Origin of the sequence: Ruminococcus sp. MSJ-25, assembly GCF_018917825.1 — a bacterium.
GTDB classification, from domain to species: Bacteria; Bacillota; Clostridia; order Oscillospirales; family Ruminococcaceae; genus Hominimerdicola; species Hominimerdicola aceti.
Window position 1 is genome coordinate 38041 of the sequence record NZ_JAHLPI010000001.1, and the last position, 23176, is coordinate 61216.

Genomic DNA, 23176 nt, shown 5'->3' on the forward strand with positions numbered 1-23176 from the left:
ACATTACAGATGATAAAAATATCTGGCTGTTTCAAACTGCTCCTTATCGGCAGCTCTCTCATATTCTATGATAAGCTCCTTTTCTATTGCGATAAAACGCTCCAACATATGCTCAGGAAGCCTATCCGCAAGAAACTCGCTCTTTTCAGCACGTTCCACTGCCTCTTTCAAAGACTGCGGAAGTGTTTCAAGCTTTGCAAGCTCGCTTTCGTCTGCCGAGCCTATATTGAAATTAAAAGGTTTTGGAAGTTCTTCCTTATTTATAACGCCGTCTATGCAGGCATAAATAAGCAAACCCATAGCAAAGTAAGGATTACAGGTATTGTCTGCTGAACGGAGTATTATACCATTTTCATCTGTATCAGCAAGCGGTGCACGAAGAAGCTGTGCATAATTTTCATGTGACCATGAAATGTACTTAGGTGCAAGCAGACTGCCAAAACGTTTGTATGAATTTGTAGTGGTGTTTAGAAACAGCGTCATATCGCCAACGTTTTTCAGTATTCCTGCTATCATGCGCTCAGCCTCTTTGGAAAGTCCGCCAAGCTGAGGTTTGAAAACATTTTCCGTGCCTTTCATGCACATGAGCATTATATGCAGACCAGATCCGCAGTTGTCAACGATAGGCTTTGGCATGAACGTTGCGTAAAGCCCATTTCTGTCAGCCACAGATTTTACAACGTTCTTGAATGTCACAAGATTATCGGCGGCTTTCAGTGCGTTTGAATACTGAAAATCTATCTCGTTCTGACCCGGACCGGTTTCATGTCTTGAGCTTTCTGGGAAAATATCCATTTGCTCAAGTGTCAGGCAAATATCACGTCTGAGGTTTTCTCCCCTGTCAACAGGTGCAGCGTCACAATAGCCTGCATAATCGTGAGGACGCTTTGTAGGCATATCAGTATCGTCCTTTTCAAAGCAGTAAAACTCGCATGAAGTACCTATCTGGAAGTTATATCCCTTACCCTTCGCATATGCGATAGCAGTTTTGAGGAAAAACCTGCCATCCCCCTCGAAAGCCGTTCCGTCAGGATATTTCAGGTGGCAGAAAAATCTTACTACCCTGCCGTGCTGCGGTCGCCATGGAAGAAGCGCCAGCGTATCAGGGTCAGGGAAAAGTCTAAGGTCTGAAGCAGTCACATTCAAAAAGCCACCGAGCTTTGAAGCGTCAAAGATAAGTCCCTCTCTGAATATTTTCGGCAGCTCGCCTGCTATAACAGAGATAGTCTTTAGCGAACCGAATATATCGCAGAACATGAGCTTTACGAACTTTACGTCGTTTTCTTCAACGAACTGCAAAACCTCTTTCTCTGTGTATTTCATAATAAATCCTCCGTAATGATACTGTTCAGAAAAGTTTTCCGTTCCTTACTTATAATTATATCTGAACAGCCAATTCTGTAAAACCGAGCAGTTATAAAGATTTTGTTACTTTATTTTTACCTTGCGTTATTTGTCGATATCCTCCAGCCAAAGCTTAGCCACAGCGTCAGACGGCATTCTCCAATCTCCTCTCGGTGACAGGGTAACAGAACCGATCTTTGCGCCGTCAGGCAGGCAGGAACGCTTGAACTGCTGTGAGAAAAATCTGCGATAGAATGTTTTGAGCCACTTGTCTATGACCTCGTCAGGATAATCCCCCTCAAAGGCATATTTCGCAAGCCTTTTCACCTTTGACGGCTCAAAGCCCCAGCGTATGCCATAGTAAAGGAAGAAGTCATGAAGCTCATATGGACCGACAAGGTCTTCTGTTTTCTGTGTCATCTCAGTTCCACTCTCGTCGGTAGGAAGAAGCTCAGGAGAAACAGGAGTGTCCAAAATATCGTACAGCACATCTCTCAGAGTATCAGATGTGCAGGTGTCGCCGTAATACTGAACGATATGTCTTACCAGCGTTTTAGGGATAGAAGCGTTCACACCGTACATGGACATATGGTCGCCGTTGTAGGTCGCCCAGCCGAGAGCAAGCTCGCTCAGGTCGCCTGTGCCGACCACCATTCCGCTCACCTGATTTGCGATATTCATAAGCACCTTTGTGCGCTCTCTCGCCTGACCATTCTCAAACACAACGCTGTGATCGTTATAATCGTGACCGATATCTTCAAAGTGCTGTAAAACTGCTTTTGAGATATCTACCTCTCTGAACGTTACCCCCAAAGCGTCGCAAAGTATCTCCGCATTGGAGCGTGTGCGCTTTGTTGTGCCAAAGCATGGCATCGTCACCGCAACGATATCAGTATGATGACGTTTCAGCAAGTCCATTGCCATTACGCACACAAGCAGTGCAAGCGTAGAATCAAGTCCCCCTGAAATGCCAATGACCACAGTTTTGGAATGTGTGTGTGCGATACGCTTCATAAGACCATGGGATTGCATTTGCAAAATAAGGTGACAGCGCTCGTTTCTCTCCGCCTGATTTGACGGGATAAAAGGCGTTTTTGCAAATTTTCTTGTCAAAGCTGTTTCGCCAATTTCGAGGGAAAATCTCTCACGAGAAATGTTTTCCATATCCAAGAAACCGCTGTCTTTGGAAGAATAGTCCCACTCTGCGCTTGCAGGATAGGTGGAAATTTTTCTACGTTCAAAGGCAAGCTTTTTAAAATCTATTTCCGATATGGTAATGCCGTTTTCAAAAAGCCTGCTCTCCGCAAGTATAGAGCCGTTTTCCGCAATGATATTGTGACCTGAAAAGACCATATCCTGCGTTGACTCGCCGTCACCTGCAGAACAATAGATATACCCTGCCACAAGCCTTGCAGATTGGTTTGAAACAAGCTGTCTGCGGTATGAGTCCTTGCCGATAACTTCATCGCTTGCAGACAGATTGCATATAAGGGTAGCCCCAGCCTTAGCAAGATAATTTGAAACAGGGTCAGCCACCCACAAGTCCTCGCAAAGTTCAAAGCCCACCACAAGCTCAGGTATCTCTTCACATACGAAAACGGTCTGTTCCATAGGCGGTATAAATTCAAGCTGTCCGTACTCTCTCAGATCAATGGCAGCACATTCGCCTCTGTATGGTGCAAAATGTCTTGCCTCATAAAATTCGTTATAGTTCGGCAGATGCGTTTTAGGTACAAAGGCACGCACCTCTCCGTCTTGCATCACAGCCGCACAGTTATAAAGCTTGCCGTTTGCTCTCACAGGCACGCCCACAGCCACAAGCATATCGCTGTCAGCAGTAGTCTTTGCTATCTTTACAACGCCCTCCATTGCCTTGTCAAGCAAAGCGTTCTGAAAGAACAAGTCCTGACAGGTATAACCTGTTATGCAAAGTTCAGGGAACACAGCGACCTTTACGCCCTCTTCCCTGCACTTTTCAAGCTGACTGATTATTTTATCCACATTGAAGTCAACGTCTGCCACCTGTATCTCAGGGGTGCAGGCGGCGACCTTTATAAAACCGTCTTTCATAAAAATATGCTCCTTACAAGAAATTATCATTGTTATCATTATACCATTTTTTATAGGTATAAGTCAATGATTTTTACAGTATAGCAAAACTATTTTAGAACGATACTAGACAATCCGCCACTAATGTGTTAAAATTGAGATATCACATCAAAGGGGGAACGCCATATGAACAAGCTGTGGGATAAGTTTCTTTTAGGCCTTAGCTGCTGTGCATTCATGCTTGCAGAGGAAACAGATCCGTCAAACATCACCACATTGCTGTTGGCTGTCATATGCTCCGCTATCTTTCAAATAAAACCAAGCTCTGCCGTTGCATACCTTTCAGTTATTGCGTACAGCTCACTTTGCATTTTCAGCAAAGAAGCTTTGATATTCGCCCCTTTGGTGCTTTATGATGCTTTCTGTACAAAATTTTACCCTGCTATGATCTTAACATTCATAGGTGTACTTGCAAATATATTCACTCTGGGAAACGACCTCTTCCCGCTTGTCGCTCTTTTTTTGGTAAGCTTCACAATTTCAAGCCGCAGCGTTCTGAACGAAAAGCTGACAAAGATGCTCATAAATACTCGTGACAATTCAAAAGAACTTACCACCCAGCTTGTAGAGAAAAACAAAGCCATGCAGAGAAATCAAGACTACGAGATATATCTTGCCACGCTGAAAGAGCGTAACCGCATTGCAAGGGAGATACATGATAACGTGGGGCATATGCTCACAAGGTCTATTTTACAGCTTGGTGCGCTTTCGGTCATAAACAAAGATGAAACTGTCGGTGAAGCCATCAACGACCTGAGCGGCACGCTGAACACCGCCATGACGAGCATACGAAGCAGCGTTCATGATCTTCATGACGATTCTATCGCACTAAAGCCTGCTGTTGAAGACTGCATAAGACCTCTGAAAGACAGATTTGCAGTAAGCTGTGATTATGACTTTTCCGAAAGAATGTCACGAGATGTGAAGCTTTGCTTTATTGGCGTTATAAAAGAAGCACTTTCCAATACTGCAAAGCACAGCGACGGCGACAGCATAAAAATAATCATTCGTGAACACCCTGCTCTTTATCAGCTTAGTATCGCAGACAACGGAAGCTGTCCCGAAAAGATAGACGAAAGCGGCATGGGACTTGCCAATATGCGTGAGCGTGCGGCTTCTTTAAATGGAAACATAAACATCACATCGGGCAGCAATGGATTCCGCATTTTTCTGTCTGTGCCGAAACAAAACCTGACTGAACGGAGGTCTTGACATGAACATTGTTATAATAGATGATGACAAGCTTGTGGCGGTGTCGCTGAAAACCATTCTTGAAAGCACAGGCAGTGTGAACGTTCTTGCCATGGGAAGCTGCGGTGAGGAAGCCATAGAGCTTTATTCTCTTCTCAAGCCTGATGTTCTGCTTATGGATATCCGCATGAACGGCATGAGCGGTATTGAAGCCGGCGAAAAGATCCTTGCTGGGTACCATGACGCAAGGATACTTTATCTTACCACATTTTCTGATGATGAATACATAATAAAGGCTGTGCTTATGGGAGCAAAGGGATATATTTTAAAGCAGGATTTTGAAAGCATATGCCCTGCCCTTGAAACCGTTATGAATGGGCAGACAGTTTTCGGCTCAGATGTTGCAAGCAAGCTTCCTGAGCTTCTTACCAATCACAGCAGTTTTGATTTTGACCACTACGGCATAGTCGAAAAAGAACAGGAGATAATCGAACAGGTGGCAAAAGGGCTTAGCAACAAGGAAATAGCCTCACTGCTTTATCTCAGTGAGGGCACAGTGCGAAATTACATCAGCACTATCCTAGAAAAGCTCTCCCTCCGTGACCGCACACAGCTTGCTATTTTCTACTACACCAACATACAATAGCACTACAATTTCATAAAAAGTAAAGAGGAGACGGCATGACCGCTCCTCTTTTTGTTATTATTACATTTTAGCTCTTTCCTTAGCTCTCTGTGAGTTGCTCAGAATACGCTTTCTTATTCTTATGCTCTTTGGTGTTACTTCAAGAAGCTCATCATCAGCGAGAAACTCAAGTGAATCCTCAAGGCTGAGATTTCTTGGCGGAACAAGTCTGAGCGCGTCATCAGAACCGCTTGCACGGGTATTTGTAAGGTGCTTCTTCTTGCAGACATTTACAACAAGGTCTTCCTGCTTTGGTGAAGCGCCAACTATCATTCCCTCATATACAGGTGTGCCTGCTGTGATGAACAGCTCGCCTCTCTCCTGTGCGTTGTAAAGACCGTATGTTACAGCCTCGCCTGTTTCAAACGCAACAAGTGAGCCTGTTGCTCTCTTTGGTATCTCGCCCTTATATGGCTCGTAGTCATGGAATACAGAACTCATGATACCCTCACCCTTTGTGTCTGTAAGGAACTCGCTCTTGTATCCGAAAAGTCCTCTTGCAGGGATAAGAAATTCAAGTCTCATTCTGCTTCCAACAGGTGCCATTTCCTGAAGCTCGCCCTTTCTTGCACCTATCTTCTCCATAACAGAACCTACGCAGTTCTCAGGAACGTCAATAACAAGTCTTTCGATAGGCTCGCAAAGCTTGCCCTCTATCTCCTTAAACAGAACGTGCGGTGTTGAAACGCCAAGCTCATAGCCCTCACGACGCATATTCTCGATAAGGATAGAAAGGTGCATTTCGCCACGTCCTGCGACCTTGAATGCGTCTGTGCTGTCTGTTTCAGAAACTCTCAGTGAAACGTCCTTAAGAAGCTCCTTGAAAAGTCTGTCTCTCAGGTGACGGCTCGTTACGAACTTGCCCTCTCTGCCTGCGAATGGTGAATTATTTACAGAGAATGTCATTTCAACTGTAGGCTCGGATATCTTTACAAAAGGAACAGCCTCAAAGTTGCCGAAGTCGCAGATAGTGTCACCGATAGTGATGTTCTCAATACCGCTTATACAAACGATATCGCCAGCCTTTGCACTCTGGCATGGAACTCTGTTAAGTCCCTCTATCTGATACATTGTAACTATCTTGCCACGATATTCCTTCTTAGTCTGATGATAATCGCCGATCGTAACGTCCTGATTAACTTTCATTTCGCCACGCTCGATACGGCCGATAGCTATTCTTCCTACATACTCGTTGTAGTCGATAGCGGAAACAAGATACTGCATTGGACCCTCAGTATCTACCTCAGGTGCAGGGATATAGCTGAGAATCTCATCAAAGAGAGGTATCATATCCTTGCCCTCTTCATCAGGTGAGTGAGTAGCTGTACCTGCTCTGCCTGAGCAATAAAGAATAGGGCTGTCAAGCTGCTCGTCAGTAGCGTCAAGATCCATGAGAAGCTCGAGAACTTCGTCGCCTACCTCGTTAAGACGAGCGTCAGGTCTGTCTATCTTGTTGATAACGATGATTATTTTATGACCAAGCTCAAGTGCTTTCTGAAGCACAAATCTTGTCTGTGGCATTGGACCCTCGGCTGCGTCCACAAGCAGTATAACACCGTTTACCATTTTAAGAACACGCTCTACCTCACCACCGAAATCAGCATGGCCTGGGGTGTCGATAACGTTTATCTTAACGTCCTTATACTTGATAGAAGTATTCTTTGCAAGGATAGTGATTCCTCTCTCACGCTCAATATCGTTTGAATCCATGACTCTTTCTTCTACAGCCTGATTTTCTCTGAAAGTACCGCTCTGCTTGAGCATCTGGTCTACAAGGGTAGTCTTACCGTGGTCAACGTGGGCAATAATAGCAACATTTCTTAAATCTTCTCTAATCATACATACTCCTCCGATTTATCAAGACACAGCAAAGCGAATGCTTTCTGTAACGATTTGCTTAATATATTTCGCCAAAATTATAAACAATAAAAATTATAAATATATTTTCTCCCATCAAAGGAAAGAAAATCGTAATTTTTCACAAAAAGCCTATAAAACACAAAAGCACCTTGCGAAATTTTCCGCAAGGTAACTTTCCTAATTGAGAATTATAGCACATTTTTGCCGATTTGTCAAGAAAAAAGTATCATTCACAGGTTACGCCTTGTACAGTGTGCCTTAGATTAAATGATTTATGTTTTTGGCTGTTTTACACAATATTACGCCACTAATATTTTACATAAAAATAATTGAAATCACGGTATAAAAGTTGTATAATATCAATAATCAAAGATATAACTTTGATAACAGAGATCATATATTTTGAAAGGCGGAATAATCAAATGGCTAACAGAATGATACTTAATGAAACTTCATATTTCGGTGCAGGCTCGATCAGCGAGATAGTTACAGAGGCAAAGAAGAGAACTTTTAAAAAGGCTCTTGTTGTAACAGACCCTGACCTTATCAAATTTAACGTTGCAAAGAACGTTACAGATCTTTTGGAGGAAGCAGGACTTGCTTATGATATATTCTCTCAGGTAAAGGCTAACCCTACTGTAAAGGTAGTAAAGGCTGGTATCGAAGCTTTCAAGGCAGCAGGCGCTGACTATCTTATCGCTATCGGCGGCGGCTCATCAATGGACACTGCAAAGGCTATCGGTATCATCATAAACAACCCTGAGTATGCTGACGTTACTTCTCTTGAGGGCGCTATTGACACAAAGAATCCTAGTGTTCCTATAATCGCTGTTCCTACAACAGCAGGCACAGCCGCAGAGGTAACTATCAACTATGTTATCACAGACGAGGAGAAGAAGAGAAAGTTCGTTTGCGTTGATCCACACGATATCCCGGTTGTTGCTATAATCGACGCTAAGATGATGTCATCAATGCCAAAGGGACTTACAGCTTCAACAGGTATGGACGCTCTTACACACGCTATCGAGGGCTACACAACACTTGGCGCTTGGGAGCTTACAGACATGATGCATCTTAAAGCTATCGAGATCATCTCACGTTCACTGAGAAAGGCTGTTGAGAATGACCCACAGGGCAGAGAAGATATGGCTCTCGGTCAGTATATCGCAGGCATGGGCTTCTCAAACGTCGGACTTGGCGTTGTTCACGGCATGGCTCACCCGCTCGGTGCATTCTATGACACACCTCACGGAATTGCAAACGCTGTACTTCTTCCGTATGTAATGGAGTACAACGCTGAATACACAGGCGAAAAGTTCAAATACATCGCAGAGGCAATGGGCGTTGACACAACAGGCATGAGCCAGGCTGAATACAGAGCAGCCGCAGTAAACGCAGTTAAGCAGCTTTCAAAGGACGTTGGAATCCCTGAGAAGCTCCACGAGATAGGCGTTAAGGAAGAGGATCTTCAGGCTTTGAGCGAATCTGCATTTGCAGACGTATGCACAGGAGGAAATCCAAGACCTTGCACAGTTGAGTCTATCCTCGGCATCTATAAGACAGCATTCTAATTCAAAAATCTTTTATCTGCCCTCGGTTTTCGGGGGCAGATTTTTATTGCCCGAAAAGAATATTTATGGTATAATACATTTAAAGTGAGTTTAAAGTTCATAGGTTATCATATATCGTAAGATATTATACTGACTTATAGGGAGGAATTTTAATGAGATTACTTCTTGCTGAGGACGAAGTGGAGCTTGCAAATGCGCTTTCGGCAGTGCTTAAACACAAAAACTATTCTGTTGACGCTGTTTACAACGGCATCGACGCATACAACTATGCAATTGCACAGGATTATGACGGCATAATACTTGACATTATGATGCCTGGTATGGACGGCATACAGGTGCTTACAAAGCTTCGTGAAAAGGGTATCGACTCCCCTGTTCTGCTGCTTACTGCAAAGTCTGATATTGACGATAGGATAACCGGACTTGATTCAGGTGCTGACGATTATCTTACAAAACCCTTTGCAATGGGCGAGCTTCTTGCGAGAATAAGGGCAATGACACGCCGCCGCACTGAGTTTGCACCCTCTACCCTTACTTTCGGAAACGTTTCTCTCAACAGACAGAGCTTTGAGCTTTCAGGTCCTAACGGCTCTCAGAAGCTTGGCAACAAAGAGTTTCAAATGATAGAAGCCCTTATGCTAAATCACGGCACGCTTATTTCCACAGAGCGTTTCATGGAAAAGATATGGGGCTATGACTCTGACGCTGAGATAAACGTGGTGTGGGTATATATTTCATATCTGCGTAAAAAGCTTGGTCTTATCGGAGCTGATGTCGAGATAAAAGCTACAAGGGGCGTGGGCTACACACTAGAGGAAAAGCATAATGATTAAGCGTTTACAGCGGAAATTCGTTGTTATCGCCGCTGTGTGCCTTCTTATCGTAGAGTTTGCCATAATAGGCGGCATAAATGGAGTGAACATCTATCAGACCAACAAGAATGCAGACAATCTGCTGAACATAATAATCGAAAATGACGGCAGATTTCCTGAGTTTGATCCCATGGGCATGAAGCATGACAAGCCGCAGGATAATTCAGACAGCTCATCTCCCCCTGAGAGCAAAAAGCCTGATAAGCACAGAGGCTTTAACGAGGAAACTAAGTATCAGACAAGGTATTTTGTTGTATATACCGACAGCAATGGCGAAATAACCAAGGTAGATACAGGACACGTTGCGGCGGTGTCAAGTTCGCAGGCTATAGAATACGGCAAAAGCGTTCTTGACAGCGGCAAGACTTCAGGCACGTCAGGAAACTACCGCTACAAAACAGGCGACACTGACAAAGGCAAGATAATAGTTTTCATGGACTGCCGCAGTGACAGTGCCACCAAAAATCGCTTTTTGCTGGTGTCGTGCGCTATAGGTGCGGCAGGATATATACTTGTATGTCTGCTTATCATAATCTTCTCAAAGCGTGCCATAAGACCTGTTGTGGAAAGCTTTGAAAAGCAAAAGCAGTTCATCACCGACGCAGGGCACGAGATAAAAACGCCGCTGGCCATAATCTCCGCAAACACGGAAGTTCTTGAAATGGTGTCAGAGCCAAACGAGTGGACGGTGAGCATAAAAAATCAGATAACAAGGCTCAACGGTCTGCTGAAAGAGCTTTTGAGCCTTGCAAAAATGGAGGAGGAAAAGCCTGCTCTTACCATGGCTGACTTCAACATTTCTGACGCTGTTTATGACGCCGCTTCGCCTTTTACTACCCTTGCGGAAACAAAGGGCAAAAAGCTCACCATTGATGTTGCCAACGGACTTTCCTATCACGGCGACGAGGGTGCGATAAGACAGCTTGTTTCTATCCTCACGGAAAATGCAGTAAAATACGCTGACGAGGACGGCGAGATAGCCGTAAAGCTTTTCACTTCTCATAATGGCAAGGAAACAGACCTTGAAGTTTCAAATACCTGCAAAGAACCACCGCAAGGCGACCTAACAAAACTTTTTGACAGATTTTATCGTGACGACAGCTCACGTTCTCGGTCAAAGGGAGAGAAAAAAGGCGGCTACGGCATTGGGCTTTCTATTGCACAGGCAATAGTCAGGTCGCACAAAAGCAAGATATCATGCAAAGCCGAAAACGGCATGATGATATTTACAGCACAGCTTAAATAATTGCAAAGCAGAGTTGGTCACCAGCCGCTCTGCTTTTTTATAATATGACATTTGTCACATGAAGATGTGACTTTGCTCACTAGCTTTTTGGCGGATAGTATTGTATAATGATAATACAAACTAAGGGAGGTTTTTTCTTATGGCTGAAACTGTAGTAAAAATAGACAATCTGGTAAAAAGATACAAGGAACTTATTGCTCTTGACCACTTTGATCTTGAAATAAAAAAAGGCGAGGTCTTCGGGCTTCTCGGTCCTAACGGTTCGGGCAAGACCACCACGATAAACTGCCTGCTCTCACTGCTGGCATACGATAAGGGCGACATCGAGATATTCGGTGAAAAAATGTCTCCTGTGAACTATGGGGTAAAAAAGCGTATTGGCGTTATAATGCAGAATGTTGCGGTGTTTGACGAGCTGACTGTGTATGAGAACATTGACTATTTTTGCGGGCTTTACATCACCGACAAAGCCACACGAAAGAAATATGTTGACGATGCCATAGCTTTTGTGGGGCTTGAGGACTTCGTGAAGTTCCACCCTAAAAAGCTTTCAGGGGGTCTGCTCAGACGACTTAACATTGCCTGTGGTATCGCACACAAGCCTGAGCTTATCATACTCGACGAGCCGACAGTTGCTGTTGACCCACAATCAAGAAACAAGATATTGGAGGGCATTTTACAGCTCAACCGTGAGGGTGCGACTATAATTTACACCTCCCACTACATGGAAGAAGTCGAGCAGATATGCACCCGTATCGCCATAATGGATAAGGGCAGTAAGATAGCCGAGGGTACTACAGAGGAACTCAAACGCATGATAAAGAACACCGAAACTATCACCGCCGAGATACTCCAGCTTCCTGAAAACGTCCGTGAACAAATAGAAGCTTTGGAACACGTTTATAATGTTTCCTATGCCGACAACAAGCTCGTTGCACGCTGTACAGGAGGACGGCACAATCTTATTGAGATACTGAAAATATTGCAGGAAAATCAGGTGGGCTTCGGCAGCGTTTATTCTGAGCAGCCTACCCTCAATGACGTTTTCCTTGAAATAACCGGCAAGGCTCTCAGGGATAAGGAGTGATAGAATGTTCTCACACATATTCAAATACGAATTTAAAAGCTGTCTGCGTCAAAAAGCCATACTCTTCTGGCTCATAGCCTTTCCTATAATACTGGGTTGCTTTTTTAAGATGGCGTTTTCAGGAATATACGAAAAAGATGTTGTATTCAATGCGATACCTGTTGCGGTGACAAATATAGAAGAAAACGATATCCTTAAGCAGGTGCTTGAACAGATATCAGATAGTGATGAGGCTCTTTTCAAGGTGACGTATACGGACATTGACAAGGCAGAAGAAATGCTTAAAAGCGAGGATATAAAAGGCATTATAAAGGCTTCCGACCTCTCCCTTGAGTTTGGCTCAACAGGTATCCAGCAGACCATTGTAAAGACTTTCATACAGCAATACAAAACGCAGGAAAAGATAATAACCGACACTGCAAAGAACGCTCCGCAAAAGCTTGATAAGGTCATAGCTTCCCTTTCCGAGAAGATAAGCCCAAATGAGGATATACCTCTCCACGGCAATCCTGATATAACGATACAGTATTTCTATAATCTCCTTGCCATGACGGCACTTTTCGGCTCGATGTCAGGTCTGTTCGTGGCACAGGAAAATCAGGGCGACCTGTCTGCACTTGGCGCAAGGCGGTGCTGTTCTCCGGTGAACAAGCTTACAAGCATAACGGCAACGCTCCTTGCTTTTCATGCGGTGGAAATGATATGCATGGTGATATCCGTGACGTTCCTGAGATTTGTGCTTAAAGTGGATTTCGGCAGTAAGCTCCCACTTGTTTATCTTGCCGCAATAATCGGAGGAATAACGGGAATATCCATGGGATTTTTCGTTGGCTCTTTCCGCATAAAAGAGGGTTTAAAAATATCTGTAGTCATGGCGGTATCAATGACCTGCTGTTTCTTCAGCGGTCTTATGTCAAATACCATAAGAGGCACTGTTGCAGAGCATTGCCCGATATTCAATGAAATAAACCCTGCCGCCATTATCTCAGACAGCTTTTACTGTCTTAATCTCTACGAAGATTACAGGCGGTTCACAGTGAAGATAATTTCAATGGCGATATACACAGTGCTGTTCACCCTTGGTGGATATGTTCTTACAAGGAGGCGTAAATATGCAAGTCTTTAAGACCTTTATGAAAATACTCAAAACAAAGCTTACGTCTGCTATATTATATTTCGTCATATTCATGGTCATAGCAGTTTTGATGGCAGATATTGCAAAAGACGATAATGGCTATGAGGACTATAAAATGTCCATATCCGTCATTGACCGTGACAACAGTGCCGAAAGCAAGCGTTTGCAGGACTTTATATTCAGCGGCAACAAAAAGGTGGAGCTTAAGGACGATACTGACGAGATAACCGACGCCGTTTATTACGGACGTTCCCACTATGTTCTCTATATAAACAAGGGCTTTGGCGACAAGATAAACGCAGGAGATTTTGACGGACTTTTTGAGAATTTCAAAATGCCCTCCAGCTACGGCGGACAGCTTTTTGAAAGCAGGCTTGACGGCTATCTTTCAAGCGTAAAGGCATACATGACGGCAGGTGAAAGCACAGAAAACGCTATGGAGCTTGCCCAAACGGCAGTTTCTCAGCAAGTAAATGCGGAGCTTAAAAACTTTAACAACAAGGGCGGAACAGGTATGCCGGCAATATTCGGCTACTATTTTCAGTATCTTGCATACGTTATGCTTTCCATGCTCATTGTTACCCTTTGCCCCGTTATACTGACGCTAAACAGAAAAGGCGTTCGAGAACGCACAATGTGTTCAAGCCTGACATCAGCAAACTACAGCAGACAGACGGCTCTTGGGGCAAGTATCTTGGTGTTTAGCATATGGCTTTTGTTTATGATAGTCGCAATAATTTGGGGCAAAACGCTCAGCGTGAAATTCTGGCTCGCCTGCCTTAACAGCTTTGTATATATCATTGCCGCCGCAGGCATAGCAATGATAATAGCGCAGTTTGACCTTAGCGACAACGGCATAAATGCTATATCGAACATAATCGGTCTTGGCATGAGCTTTCTTTGCGGAGTTTTCGTGCCGCAGGAATTGCTCACAGGAGGCGTTCTTGCAGTGGGAAGATTGTTCCCTGCATACTGGTACACCAAAGCCAACAATATGCTTTTCGGCATGAGCGGCGGAGTATTCAGCACAAAGGAATATCTCATCTGCATTGGTATCGAAGCGCTGTTCGCAGTGGCATTCTTTGCTGTGGCTGCTCTGCTTGTTAAGCAAAAGCGTGAGGGTGATGTAAATTCCCTTGCATAAGTTGACAATAATATGGCTGTGTGTTATACTCTTATTGTTACGGAGCTGACACGCAGCCTTTTTGCGTCAGCTAAAGAAGATCATAGATGAAAAAGAGGAAAAAGTATGGATAGATTACAGCTTGACAAAAATGCAAAGCTCACAGGCAGAGTATATTTCAAAGACGAGGTAATGTGGCTCGGTCTTTCAGGAAGCGGTGCGTCATTCACATTTGACGGCACAAAGCTTGTTTTGAAGCTCAAAGGCGACAATATCGCAGTGGGCGAAAACCCTATCGACTATGCAAGGATAGCCGTTTATGTTGACGGCAAGAGAGTAGTTGACGAGATGATCGACTGTGCAGAAAAAGAGATCACGGTAATAGACTGCACGGAAAGTGCCAAGTCGGTGGTGGAGATAATAAAGCTTTCGGAATCTCCAATGTCAGCAGTTGGCATTGAGGCTTTCGCCGAGGGCAGTGCTGAGGCTTTGCCTGAAAACCCGCTTAAAATAGAATTTATCGGCGACTCTATAACCTGTGGCTATGGTGTTGATGATGAGGACGAAAACCACCAGTTCACCACCGCCACAGAGGACGTTACAAAAGCCTACGCCTACAAGACTGCCAAGGCACTTGACGCTGAATACAGTATGTTTTCAGCCAGCGGCTATGGCATAGTATCAGGCTATACTGAGGGTGACGAGCCTATCAGCGAACAGACAATTCCACAGTTCTATTGCAGCTACGGCTTTTCAAGGGGCAATTTTGCAGGAACTGCTCCGCAGGATATCCCTTGGGATTTCAGCAAATATATTCCGCAGATAATCGTTATAAACCTTGGCACAAACGACGACAGCTACTGCCGTGACTACAAGGACAGGCAGGCTGTTTTCTCAAAGCTTTATGCTGATTTTCTTGCGGTCGTTCGGGAGAAAAATCCGCAGGCTTACATTCTCTGCACTGTTGGAATAATGGGCGAGAGGATATTCCCTGCTGTTGAAGAGGGCATAAAGATATATCTTAAAAGCCACGCTGACAGCAAGATAAGCTCAATGATGTTCCATGAGCAGGACGGCGCAAATGACGGCTTTGCGGCAAACTGGCACCCTACTGAAAAGACCCACACCAAGGCAGCGGCAGTGCTTACGGAAAAACTCAGAGAGATAATAAAAAGCATATAACAAAATCGGCAGTCGGTAACGGCTGCCGATTTTTTGTCATTTTACGCCAATTCTCATTCTGTAGCAGAATGAACAGGAAAGCATGGCTAGTATCAGAACTGTTCTTTGAAAGCTTTCCTTATAAGAACACATATTTCAGCACGAAAAGCACTGCAAGCACATACATAAGCGGTGTGATATCCTTGCGCTTTCCGCAAACAAGATTTATAACAACGTATGAGATTATTCCAAGAGAGATACCCTCTGAAATGCTGTAGAAAAGAGGCATTGAAAGAATACAAAGATACGCAGGGATAGCCTTTGTATAATTGCCGTCATCAAACTTGATGTCAGTGATAGAGCTGAACATCAAAAAGCCTACTACTATAAGTGCAGGAGCTGTTGCAAAGGATGGTATAGCCGTGAAGATAGGTGCAAAGAACATTGACAGTGCAAACAGCACTGCGGCTGTGATAGAGGTAAGACCTGTTCTGCCTCCTGCGGCAACGCCTGCTGAGGACTCAACAAATGTTGTGGTGGTGGAAGTACCAAGAACTGCGCCTGCTGTTGTGGCAACGGCGTCAGCAAGAAGCGCAGGCTTTATCTGCGGAAGTCTGCCCTTTTCATCAAGCATATCTGCCTTTGAACATACGCCGATAAGAGTGCCTAAAGTGTCGAAAAGGTCAACGAACAGGAAGGAGAATACCACAACTATAAAATTGAAGATACCAATGCTGTGCATATCCACCTTAAAACACTGACCAAATGTTTCGCCAAGCTTTGAAAAATCCGTAAGTGACATTGTAGGAAAAAGCGAATTATAGCCGCTTTCAGCGTCAGGGACATACAGCCCTACAAGCTGACATATCATGCCTATTACCCATGTTGCCACTATACCCATAAGAATAGAGCCACGGACTTTTTTGATATATAGGATAATAGTGATGAAAAGTCCCACGATAGTGAGAAGCGCACATATGCCCGAAGTTGTGAAATTCTTGCGGAAGCCTGTTATGGTAACAAGAGTGGCTGAACTGTCAACGCAAAGTCCGGCATTCTGAAGTCCGATAAAGGCAATGTAAAGACCGATACCAACAGACACCGCTTTTTTCAGCACCACAGGTATTGCATTGAAAATGGCTTCTCTGACGTTTGTAAGAGAAAGCACGATAAAGACGATACCCTCGACGAAAACCGCCAGCAGTGCCACCTGCCATGGATAGCCGTAGCCTGCCACAACAGTGTAAGCCATGTAAGCGTTAAGTCCCATGCCTGCGGAAAGCACAAAAGGCAGATTTGCCATAAGTCCCATGCACACTGTTCCAATAACAGAGGCGATACAGGTGGCAAGAAGTACGGCTGTAGGATCCATGCCCGTACTGCCGAGAATGCTCGGGTTTATGGCAAGGATATATGCCATGGTCATGAAAGTCGTCACGCCCGCCATTATCTCAGTTTTAACATCGGTGTGATTTTCTTTCAGCTTGAATAATTTTTCCGTCATATTTTATTATGCCTGCGTTGCAGACATTTCCTCCTTTCAATATGGGGATACTATCTTATTATACCGATTTTACAGCATTTTTCAAGCCTGATTTATTAAGGCAACACCGCACAAAGCCCGCCTGACGGCTTTGCACGCCATCTGCTTGCAGATTTTCCGTCATATCACACAAAAATCCCTTGACATACGGCAGTATGCCTGCGGAATTTTTGTACAATCTGACAAAAAATCTGACTACGCATCTGACGCACAATCTTTGCGCGGTATTGCCTTAATTGAATAAAATTTATCATTTAAGAAGCACTGTTACTAACGTCAGACTTTATTTTCCACTGACTATTGAGCCAATAAATGCGGTTTTCGATCCAATTGAAAAGATCCTCCGCAGAGTCAGGACCCCACTCTTCGCCTTTTCTAAGGTCGGCGTCATACTCTTTAAGATATTCACGCTCTGTTTTTATACAGCCCTGTAAAAGCTTTTCCTGGCTCATCTCCGTCCACTTTTCCTTGACAGTAGCCATAAACCAATCCTGCTTGCAAAGAATGATAAACCATGGGTTTGAACGGTCGCCGTTTTTAGCCACAAAATTCTTGTCTGTGAAAGCACCAGCATAATATTTCTCAGTGCTGTCATTATATGCCCAGTTAAAATCCCAAGGTGAGGTGAATTTCAGCTTAGGACATTTACTGTCCTTTGAAAGATCGACGCACATATAGAAGCTTCCCTCACCACAGTCATAGTCATGTACGATCTCATAAAGAATATACATATCTCTCACTGAGTCTATATCCATAACGGCAGAAACGGCTTCCTCAGCGGTAGTAACATCGGAGTCAACAAGGTCATAATTTTCATCAAATTTGTAATACTTGCCGTTCTCGCAGGCTTCATAAACTATCTTGAACAGATTGTTGAGATACTTGTCAATAAAGTCTATCTGATTTTGCGAATAGAGGTCATTCTTGATAGAATATTCCGCAGAAACGAACTTCCTTGTTTCGCCGTTTATGTCGGTGACAGTGGCATTTTCATAGTCCATGCTTATATAATGGTTATCCTCATCGCTTGTTGCATAGTTGTCAAGCTCAAGATAATAGCCTATATCAGTGTCGGTGTAGCCCTCCGCAGGCTCGGAGATATCCACTCTGTTTGGATTTATCTGACACTGTTCGCAAAGCTCATAAACGCCTTGAAACTTCTCGTTCACATAGAGGTGAACAAGCTGACCGCCTGAGCAGAAATTGCTGTCACCCATGATAGTTCTGCCAAAACGGAATGCGATATCGTTTCTTATTAGATCCCAATCTGATTTCAACAGCACCCAGCTTTTGCACTCTGCGCCGTTATTAAGCCCAAGCATATTTGTCTTTTTATCAAATTTTATCCTATAAGGCACTTTGTTTGCAAGGATCTGACTAACATCACCGTAATATGCGCTTGAATTTCCTCTTACCTTTATGCCTGCTGAGGCTTCGTTTATCTCCAATTTTTCATCACAATTGAAAACGTCCACCACGCAGGAAGTATACGTCTCCCTTGAAGCTATCATATCATCAGGGGCAGTCGTGACGCTTATAACAGGTATCTTGCTTTGTGATCGTATCTTTTTCTTAAAGCTTTCTTTTTCAGCCTTGTCAGCACTCAGGCTTTCATAAGTAGCAGGTTCAGAGTTTATCACCTGTTTTGTGGTGGCAGGGAGAGTTACAACAGGTTCAGCCGTTGTTGTCACAGTCTGAGATCCGGCAGAACTACTCTCTGCTTTTGAACTTTCCCCTGTTTCTTTAGCACAGCTTGTGAGCATTGCTCCCGTCATGACTACTGCACATACAGCAGCGATAATTCTTCTGTTCATATCATTTCTCATATTATTATCTTTCCATTTATTGTGCATTACACACATATTTTTTATCATATAACTTATTCAATTATAGCACATTGACATAGATAATACAATATGCTATAATCATAAAAGTAAGTGGGATAATTTATGCACTAACACGATTATATAGGAGGTTTTTTGAAATGTTTATACCTGACGATAAAAGATATGACAAAATGATATACAACCGCTGTGGAAAAAGCGGGCTTAAGCTTTCTGCGTTGTCTTTGGGCTTTTGGCAGAATTTCAGCCTGAAAAACAATTTTGAGAACATGGAAAGAATGGTACACACTGCGTTCAACAGCGGTATCACACATTTTGACCTTGCAAACAACTATGGCAATCCCTACAACGGCTCGGCAGAGGAAAACTTCGGCAGGATACTCGACCGTGGCATGAGAGAGTTCCGTGACGAGATGTGCATTTCCACCAAGGCAGGCTATGAAATGTGGGCAGGTCCATACGGTGACAGAAACGGCTCGAGAAAATATCTCACGGCAAGCCTTGACCAATCTCTCAAAAGAATGGGGCTTGAATATGTTGACATTTTCTATCACCATGTAAGAGATCCCGAAACGCCTCTTGAAGAGACTGCCCTTGCACTTGACAATGCAGTAAGTCAGGGCAAGGCGCTTTATGTTGGCATATCAAATTACAACAGAGCCGACACAGCCGAAATGCTGAAAATTTTCCGAGAGCTCAGAACTCCTTTTATTGTCAATCAGCCCTCATATTCCATACTCAACCGCTGGATAGAGGACGATAAGCTTGACAGCCTTGCACTTTCTGAAGGCTTTGGCATTGCAGTGTTCTCGCCGCTGTATCAGGGCTTTCTCACAAGCAAATATCTAAAAGGCATACCGGCAGATTCAAGGGTAGGCAGAGGCGAAACATGGATAGGCAATGAGCTTAACGACAAAATGATAGAAAAGCTCAACAAGCTTAATGATATCGCCGCTTCGAGGGGACAGACCCTTTCGCAAATGGCACTTTCATGGGTGCTTCACAACAAGGCTGTTACCACTGTGCTTATAGGCGCAAGCCGTCCTGAGCAGATAACGGAAAACATAGGCTGTCTTGACCGCCTTGACTTCACAGAAGCTGAGCTTGCAGAGATAGACAGGCTTGCGAAGATGTAATAAAGAAGCTGTCAGAGCCACCGCCCTGACAGCTTCTTTTATGCGTTATAATAGCGAACGTAATCGTCAAGCATATCTGCCGTAAGCTCAAAAGGATAATTTTTAAGCTTGGCAGGGTTGGCAAGTATTCCGTCTCTATCCTTCTTCCAAAGCTTCTCTGACATATCAAGCTTGCCAAAAAGCGTCCTGATATAATCTCGGAAAGCGTCAAGATCATCAAAGCCAAGAAGCTGTTTTACAACATACTCAGCTTCGGTGCTGTCACCGTATTTTTTCAAAAAGCCTGACAGAAAAACGCCTACTGCCTTGCCGTGGGGCACGCCATTTTCATAGGTCAAAGTATAGCTCAAACCGTGAGGTATGCTTGTGCCTGTGTAGGCTATCGCCATGCCTGCAAGCACTGATGCCTGCATGAAAGTTGAGAACTCATCATCGGTCATATGAGCAAATCTCTCCTCACTTTCAAGACAGCCCTTACAGCTTGCCCAAAGCCTCATACCCTCCTCTGCATATGCACGGCTGAATGCATTTGCGTTGGTGTTGAGCCGTGACTCTATCATGTGAGCAAGTGCGTCTACGCAGGTGCTTTTCATACCGCTGTATGAGGAGGTTTTAAGATAGCTGTAGTCAACCAATGCAAGTGACGGGAAAATTTTGTGGGCAATAGATTTCTTGGTCTGCTTGATGTGGGAAGTCAGGATAGAATAAGGTGTAGCCTCCGAGCCTGTTCCGCAGGTGGTAGGAACGCAGACTATAGGGTAAAAAGGTAGTTTCGCAGGAGTGTAAAGAAGCTCCTCCACCTTGGCAATGCTATCTGAAAGCTCACACTTCTCAGCTTTTACAACGCTCTCGCTTTCGGAAAACTCGGCATTTTCGCAAACTATCCCATTCTTAGCAAGCATTGATATCGCCTTGCTTGCGTCCATTGGCGAACCGCCGCCCACTGCCACGAACATATCCACGCTGTATTTTACCGCCACCGTTGCCGCTGTGTAAACAGTTTCCACAGACGGGTTTTCCTCAATATCATTATATATCACATATCCAATGCCCTGACTTTCAAGCACTGCCCTGACATCATCAAGAGAGCCGTTCACCGCAGAAGAATGTCTGCCTGTGACTATCATAGCCTTTTTACCAAGTGCGGCTATCTCGCCCCCGTGATTTTTTACCGCTCCATTTTCTATGTAAATATCTGTAGGTATATTTCTCATTTTCAACGCTCCTTCTGGCTTTTTATCCATTATAGCACCTTTGACGGCGATTTTCAAGCCTTGACTTTGTGGAACATATGTGCTATAATATTAGTAATAAATCATGGAGGGAAAAGCTATGCACTTCACAACAGCAAAAGGTATACTCTCGCTTAAAAACGGCATGAATTTATATCGTGGCTGTCAGCACGGCTGTATTTACTGCGACAGCCGCTCGGTATGCTATAATATGCAGCATGATTTTGAAGATATCGAAATAAAAGAAAACGCCGTGGAGCTTCTCGAAGAAGCCCTCAAACGCAAACGCCGCAGGTGCATGATAGGCATGGGCGCAATGTGCGACCCTTATATGCCACTTGAAATGACAGTACAGCTCACGCTGAAAAGCCTTATGGCAATAGAAAAATACGGCTTTGGTGTCACGCTTATCACAAAGTCTGACAAAATTCTCCGTGATATTGATATAATCCAGCGCATAAACCAAAAGAGCAAGGCGGTCATTGCAATGACCCTTACAACGGCTGACGAAAAGCTTTGCAGGATACTAGAGCCGAATGTTTGCACCACTCAAGGGCGATACGAGGTGCTGAAAGAGTTTCAGCGGCGTGAAATCCCAACTGTCGTGTGGCTCACGCCTATTCTGCCTTTTATAAACGATACGGAAGAAAATTTACGCCGCATATTGGATATGTGCTTTGATGCAGGCGTTAAGGGGATAATATGCTTTAGCTTCGGGGTCACTCTCCGCGAGGGCGACAGAGAGTATTTTTACAAGAAGCTTGACGAGCATTTTCCGGGAATGAAAGAAAAATATATCCGTACCTTTGGAAATTCTTATATCTGCAATAGTCCGAACAATAAGAAACTTATGGATATTTTTGTATCTCAGTGCAAAAGCCATGGTGTCATGTACAGCCCAGAGGAGATTTTCGCATACGAAAACGAATTTGACGTGAGTGACGGTCAGACGAGTATTTTTGACACCACCAATTGAAAACCTCTCCCCTTTATGTTATAATAAAGAAAAAAACATCAAGGTGAAGCAATGAATAAAAATCAAAATATAGCTATGGGGATATCCCTTGCCGTGGTGGCTGTTATGGTCGGCTCGGCGGAGATCTTCGGGGAAAAGGAAATAATTTTTCCTGAGATAACGGCGGTGGCAATGGGTGCACTAATTGCGCCTGTGCAATCTTGGAACACCTCTCGCACACGGCTTTTTGCGGCGATAGTTTCTGCCGCCGTCGCAGGCGTGTGCATAGTGCGGTTTATCCCTGAGATACTTATACTTCGTATAGCTTTGGGACTTCTTGTAGCAGTGAGCGTTATAACACTGTCAAAAACTAGCTTCGTTCCTGCCATTTCAGCCTGCATACTTCCGATACTTATGGGTACAAAAAGCCCTATTTACGTCATTTCCGTTGCGGTCATGACAGCATTTATACTTATTTTTCAAAAAGTTCTTGAATACTTTGGTCTGCATGAAAAGTATGAATATAGACCTATCGAACCAAGATCAGAGCTTCTCAAACTACGAGCAAAACAAGTCATCACGGTGCTTGTTATCTGCATATTGCCTGCGCATTTTCACGAGATATTCTTTATCGCTCCGCCGCTTATAGTTGCATTTTTCGAGCTTAGCGTCAAAGGCTCAAAGCTTATGAATCGAAAATACACCGCAATTGCTCTCATGGCGGTGGCTGCGTTTGCAGGCGTTATGGCAAGATTTTTTATCTCTGAAAAGCTTGGGCTTACCCTGACATTTGGTGCAGTTTTATCCTCGGCTGTGATATTCGTCCTTTGCCGAAAAACAAAGCTTTATTTTCCTCCATGCTGTGCAATATCTACCTTGCCTTTTATAATCCCCGAAACTGCAATAATAAAATTTCCCTTTGAAGTCATAGCAGGATATATTGTCCTTACCATTGCCGCAGTTATCATAACCAAAATAGACAATAATACAAATTAGGCATAATCAAAAACGTACAAAGCTTTATGATCCGACCCCCAGAAGTTAGACCAAAAATCTAACAACTTGGAGGTCACATCATTACG

At 44.0% G+C, this 23176-nt stretch carries 18 protein-coding genes; 12 read left to right on the forward strand and 6 right to left on the reverse strand.

Features of this window, described 5'->3' with window-relative positions:
* Positions 1-3: 3 nt before the first annotated feature.
* Both KQH97_RS00260 and KQH97_RS00265 read right to left on the reverse strand, forming a co-directional pair.
* Positions 4-1323 carry a glutamine synthetase family protein gene (locus tag KQH97_RS00260; protein ID WP_117856709.1) on the reverse strand — a complete coding sequence of 440 codons (1320 nt, stop codon included), beginning with the start codon at positions 1321-1323 and terminating at the stop codon, positions 4-6.
* Between the two features lie 126 nt (positions 1324-1449).
* Positions 1450-3414 (reverse strand): NAD(+) synthase, encoded by a 1965-nt coding sequence (locus KQH97_RS00265; protein WP_216552013.1) that lies wholly within the window; start codon positions 3412-3414, stop codon positions 1450-1452.
* A 165-nt stretch (positions 3415-3579) separates the two neighbouring features.
* On the opposite strand from KQH97_RS00265, the gene KQH97_RS00270 reads away from it, so the two are divergent.
* Both KQH97_RS00270 and KQH97_RS00275 read left to right on the forward strand, forming a co-directional pair.
* On the forward strand, positions 3580-4665 hold the full coding sequence (locus KQH97_RS00270) for a sensor histidine kinase (RefSeq protein ID WP_253286322.1): 1086 nt from the start codon (positions 3580-3582) through the stop codon (positions 4663-4665).
* 1 nt (position 4666) lies between these two features.
* Positions 4667-5290 carry a response regulator transcription factor gene (locus KQH97_RS00275; RefSeq protein ID WP_216552015.1) on the forward strand — a complete coding sequence of 208 codons (624 nt, stop codon included), beginning with the start codon at positions 4667-4669 and terminating at the stop codon, positions 5288-5290.
* A gap of 60 nt (positions 5291-5350) precedes the next feature.
* Here KQH97_RS00275 and typA read toward each other — a convergent pair whose 3' ends face one another.
* Positions 5351-7168 carry a translational GTPase TypA gene (gene typA, locus KQH97_RS00280; RefSeq protein WP_022287673.1) on the reverse strand — a complete coding sequence of 606 codons (1818 nt, stop codon included), beginning with the start codon at positions 7166-7168 and terminating at the stop codon, positions 5351-5353.
* Between the two features lie 443 nt (positions 7169-7611).
* On the opposite strand from typA, the gene fucO reads away from it, so the two are divergent.
* From fucO to KQH97_RS00315, 7 genes are all read left to right on the forward strand, one after another.
* Positions 7612-8760, forward strand: coding sequence for a lactaldehyde reductase (gene fucO, locus KQH97_RS00285; RefSeq protein ID WP_216552017.1), 1149 nt, complete (start codon positions 7612-7614; stop codon positions 8758-8760).
* Positions 8761-8912: 152 nt separating this feature from the next.
* Entirely contained in the window at positions 8913-9593 is a 681-nt protein-coding gene (locus KQH97_RS00290) for a response regulator transcription factor (protein WP_117865364.1), read from the forward strand.
* Positions 9586-10878 carry a HAMP domain-containing sensor histidine kinase gene (locus KQH97_RS00295; RefSeq protein ID WP_216552019.1) on the forward strand — a complete coding sequence of 431 codons (1293 nt, stop codon included), beginning with the start codon at positions 9586-9588 and terminating at the stop codon, positions 10876-10878. Before KQH97_RS00290 ends, KQH97_RS00295 begins: the two co-directional genes overlap by 8 nt.
* A gap of 139 nt (positions 10879-11017) precedes the next feature.
* Positions 11018-11965, forward strand: coding sequence for an ABC transporter ATP-binding protein (locus KQH97_RS00300; protein ID WP_038671318.1), 948 nt, complete (start codon positions 11018-11020; stop codon positions 11963-11965).
* 4 nt (positions 11966-11969) lie between these two features.
* On the forward strand, positions 11970-13091 hold the full coding sequence (locus tag KQH97_RS00305; RefSeq protein WP_216552021.1) for an ABC transporter permease: 1122 nt from the start codon (positions 11970-11972) through the stop codon (positions 13089-13091).
* Complete coding sequence (locus KQH97_RS00310; RefSeq protein ID WP_216552023.1) at positions 13078-14244, forward strand: ABC transporter permease; 1167 nt, start codon at positions 13078-13080, stop codon at positions 14242-14244. Before KQH97_RS00305 ends, KQH97_RS00310 begins: the two co-directional genes overlap by 14 nt.
* Before the next feature lie 105 nt (positions 14245-14349).
* Complete coding sequence (locus tag KQH97_RS00315) at positions 14350-15405, forward strand: SGNH/GDSL hydrolase family protein (RefSeq protein ID WP_216552025.1); 1056 nt, start codon at positions 14350-14352, stop codon at positions 15403-15405.
* Between the two features lie 118 nt (positions 15406-15523).
* Here KQH97_RS00315 and KQH97_RS00320 read toward each other — a convergent pair whose 3' ends face one another.
* Both KQH97_RS00320 and KQH97_RS00325 read right to left on the reverse strand, forming a co-directional pair.
* The gene (locus tag KQH97_RS00320) at positions 15524-16888 is read right to left on the reverse strand and encodes an NCS2 family permease (RefSeq protein WP_117865353.1); all 1365 of its coding nucleotides are present in this window, start codon (positions 16886-16888) and stop codon (positions 15524-15526) included.
* Between the two features lie 293 nt (positions 16889-17181).
* On the reverse strand, positions 17182-18753 hold the full coding sequence (locus KQH97_RS00325) for a CotH kinase family protein (RefSeq protein ID WP_216552027.1): 1572 nt from the start codon (positions 18751-18753) through the stop codon (positions 17182-17184).
* 158 nt (positions 18754-18911) lie between these two features.
* Between KQH97_RS00325 and KQH97_RS00330 the strand changes: the two genes are divergently transcribed.
* Entirely contained in the window at positions 18912-19907 is a 996-nt protein-coding gene (locus KQH97_RS00330; protein ID WP_216552029.1) for an aldo/keto reductase, read from the forward strand.
* 38 nt (positions 19908-19945) lie between these two features.
* On the opposite strand, the gene KQH97_RS00335 is transcribed toward KQH97_RS00330, so the two are convergent.
* Positions 19946-21121 (reverse strand): iron-containing alcohol dehydrogenase family protein, encoded by a 1176-nt coding sequence (locus tag KQH97_RS00335; RefSeq protein ID WP_253286323.1) that lies wholly within the window; start codon positions 21119-21121, stop codon positions 19946-19948.
* Positions 21122-21239: 118 nt separating this feature from the next.
* Between KQH97_RS00335 and KQH97_RS00340 the strand changes: the two genes are divergently transcribed.
* Both KQH97_RS00340 and KQH97_RS00345 read left to right on the forward strand, forming a co-directional pair.
* Entirely contained in the window at positions 21240-22115 is an 876-nt protein-coding gene (locus KQH97_RS00340; RefSeq protein WP_216552031.1) for a radical SAM protein, read from the forward strand.
* Positions 22116-22166: 51 nt separating this feature from the next.
* Positions 22167-23090, forward strand: coding sequence for a hypothetical protein (locus KQH97_RS00345; protein ID WP_216552033.1), 924 nt, complete (start codon positions 22167-22169; stop codon positions 23088-23090).
* Positions 23091-23176: the final 86 nt, after the last annotated feature.

Bases quoted from the DNA above. Each gene is read 5' to 3' on its own strand.
- KQH97_RS00260 (WP_117856709.1), bottom strand. From the start codon at position 1,323: ATGAAATACACAGAGAAAGAGGTTTTGCAGTTCGTTGAAGAAAACGAC.
- KQH97_RS00265 (WP_216552013.1), bottom strand. From the start codon at position 3,414: ATGAAAGACGGTTTTATAAAGGTCGCCGCCTGCACCCCTGAGATACAG.
- KQH97_RS00270 (WP_253286322.1), top strand. From the start codon at position 3,580: ATGAACAAGCTGTGGGATAAGTTTCTTTTAGGCCTTAGCTGCTGTGCA.
- KQH97_RS00275 (WP_216552015.1), top strand. From the start codon at position 4,667: ATGAACATTGTTATAATAGATGATGACAAGCTTGTGGCGGTGTCGCTG.
- typA (WP_022287673.1), bottom strand. From the start codon at position 7,168: ATGATTAGAGAAGATTTAAGAAATGTTGCTATTATTGCCCACGTTGAC.
- fucO (WP_216552017.1), top strand. From the start codon at position 7,612: ATGGCTAACAGAATGATACTTAATGAAACTTCATATTTCGGTGCAGGC.
- KQH97_RS00290 (WP_117865364.1), top strand. From the start codon at position 8,913: ATGAGATTACTTCTTGCTGAGGACGAAGTGGAGCTTGCAAATGCGCTT.
- KQH97_RS00295 (WP_216552019.1), top strand. From the start codon at position 9,586: ATGATTAAGCGTTTACAGCGGAAATTCGTTGTTATCGCCGCTGTGTGC.
- KQH97_RS00300 (WP_038671318.1), top strand. From the start codon at position 11,018: ATGGCTGAAACTGTAGTAAAAATAGACAATCTGGTAAAAAGATACAAG.
- KQH97_RS00305 (WP_216552021.1), top strand. From the start codon at position 11,970: ATGTTCTCACACATATTCAAATACGAATTTAAAAGCTGTCTGCGTCAA.
- KQH97_RS00310 (WP_216552023.1), top strand. From the start codon at position 13,078: ATGCAAGTCTTTAAGACCTTTATGAAAATACTCAAAACAAAGCTTACG.
- KQH97_RS00315 (WP_216552025.1), top strand. From the start codon at position 14,350: ATGGATAGATTACAGCTTGACAAAAATGCAAAGCTCACAGGCAGAGTA.
- KQH97_RS00320 (WP_117865353.1), bottom strand. From the start codon at position 16,888: ATGACGGAAAAATTATTCAAGCTGAAAGAAAATCACACCGATGTTAAA.
- KQH97_RS00325 (WP_216552027.1), bottom strand. From the start codon at position 18,753: ATGAGAAATGATATGAACAGAAGAATTATCGCTGCTGTATGTGCAGTA.
- KQH97_RS00330 (WP_216552029.1), top strand. From the start codon at position 18,912: ATGTTTATACCTGACGATAAAAGATATGACAAAATGATATACAACCGC.
- KQH97_RS00335 (WP_253286323.1), bottom strand. From the start codon at position 21,121: ATGAGAAATATACCTACAGATATTTACATAGAAAATGGAGCGGTAAAA.
- KQH97_RS00340 (WP_216552031.1), top strand. From the start codon at position 21,240: ATGCACTTCACAACAGCAAAAGGTATACTCTCGCTTAAAAACGGCATG.
- KQH97_RS00345 (WP_216552033.1), top strand. From the start codon at position 22,167: ATGAATAAAAATCAAAATATAGCTATGGGGATATCCCTTGCCGTGGTG.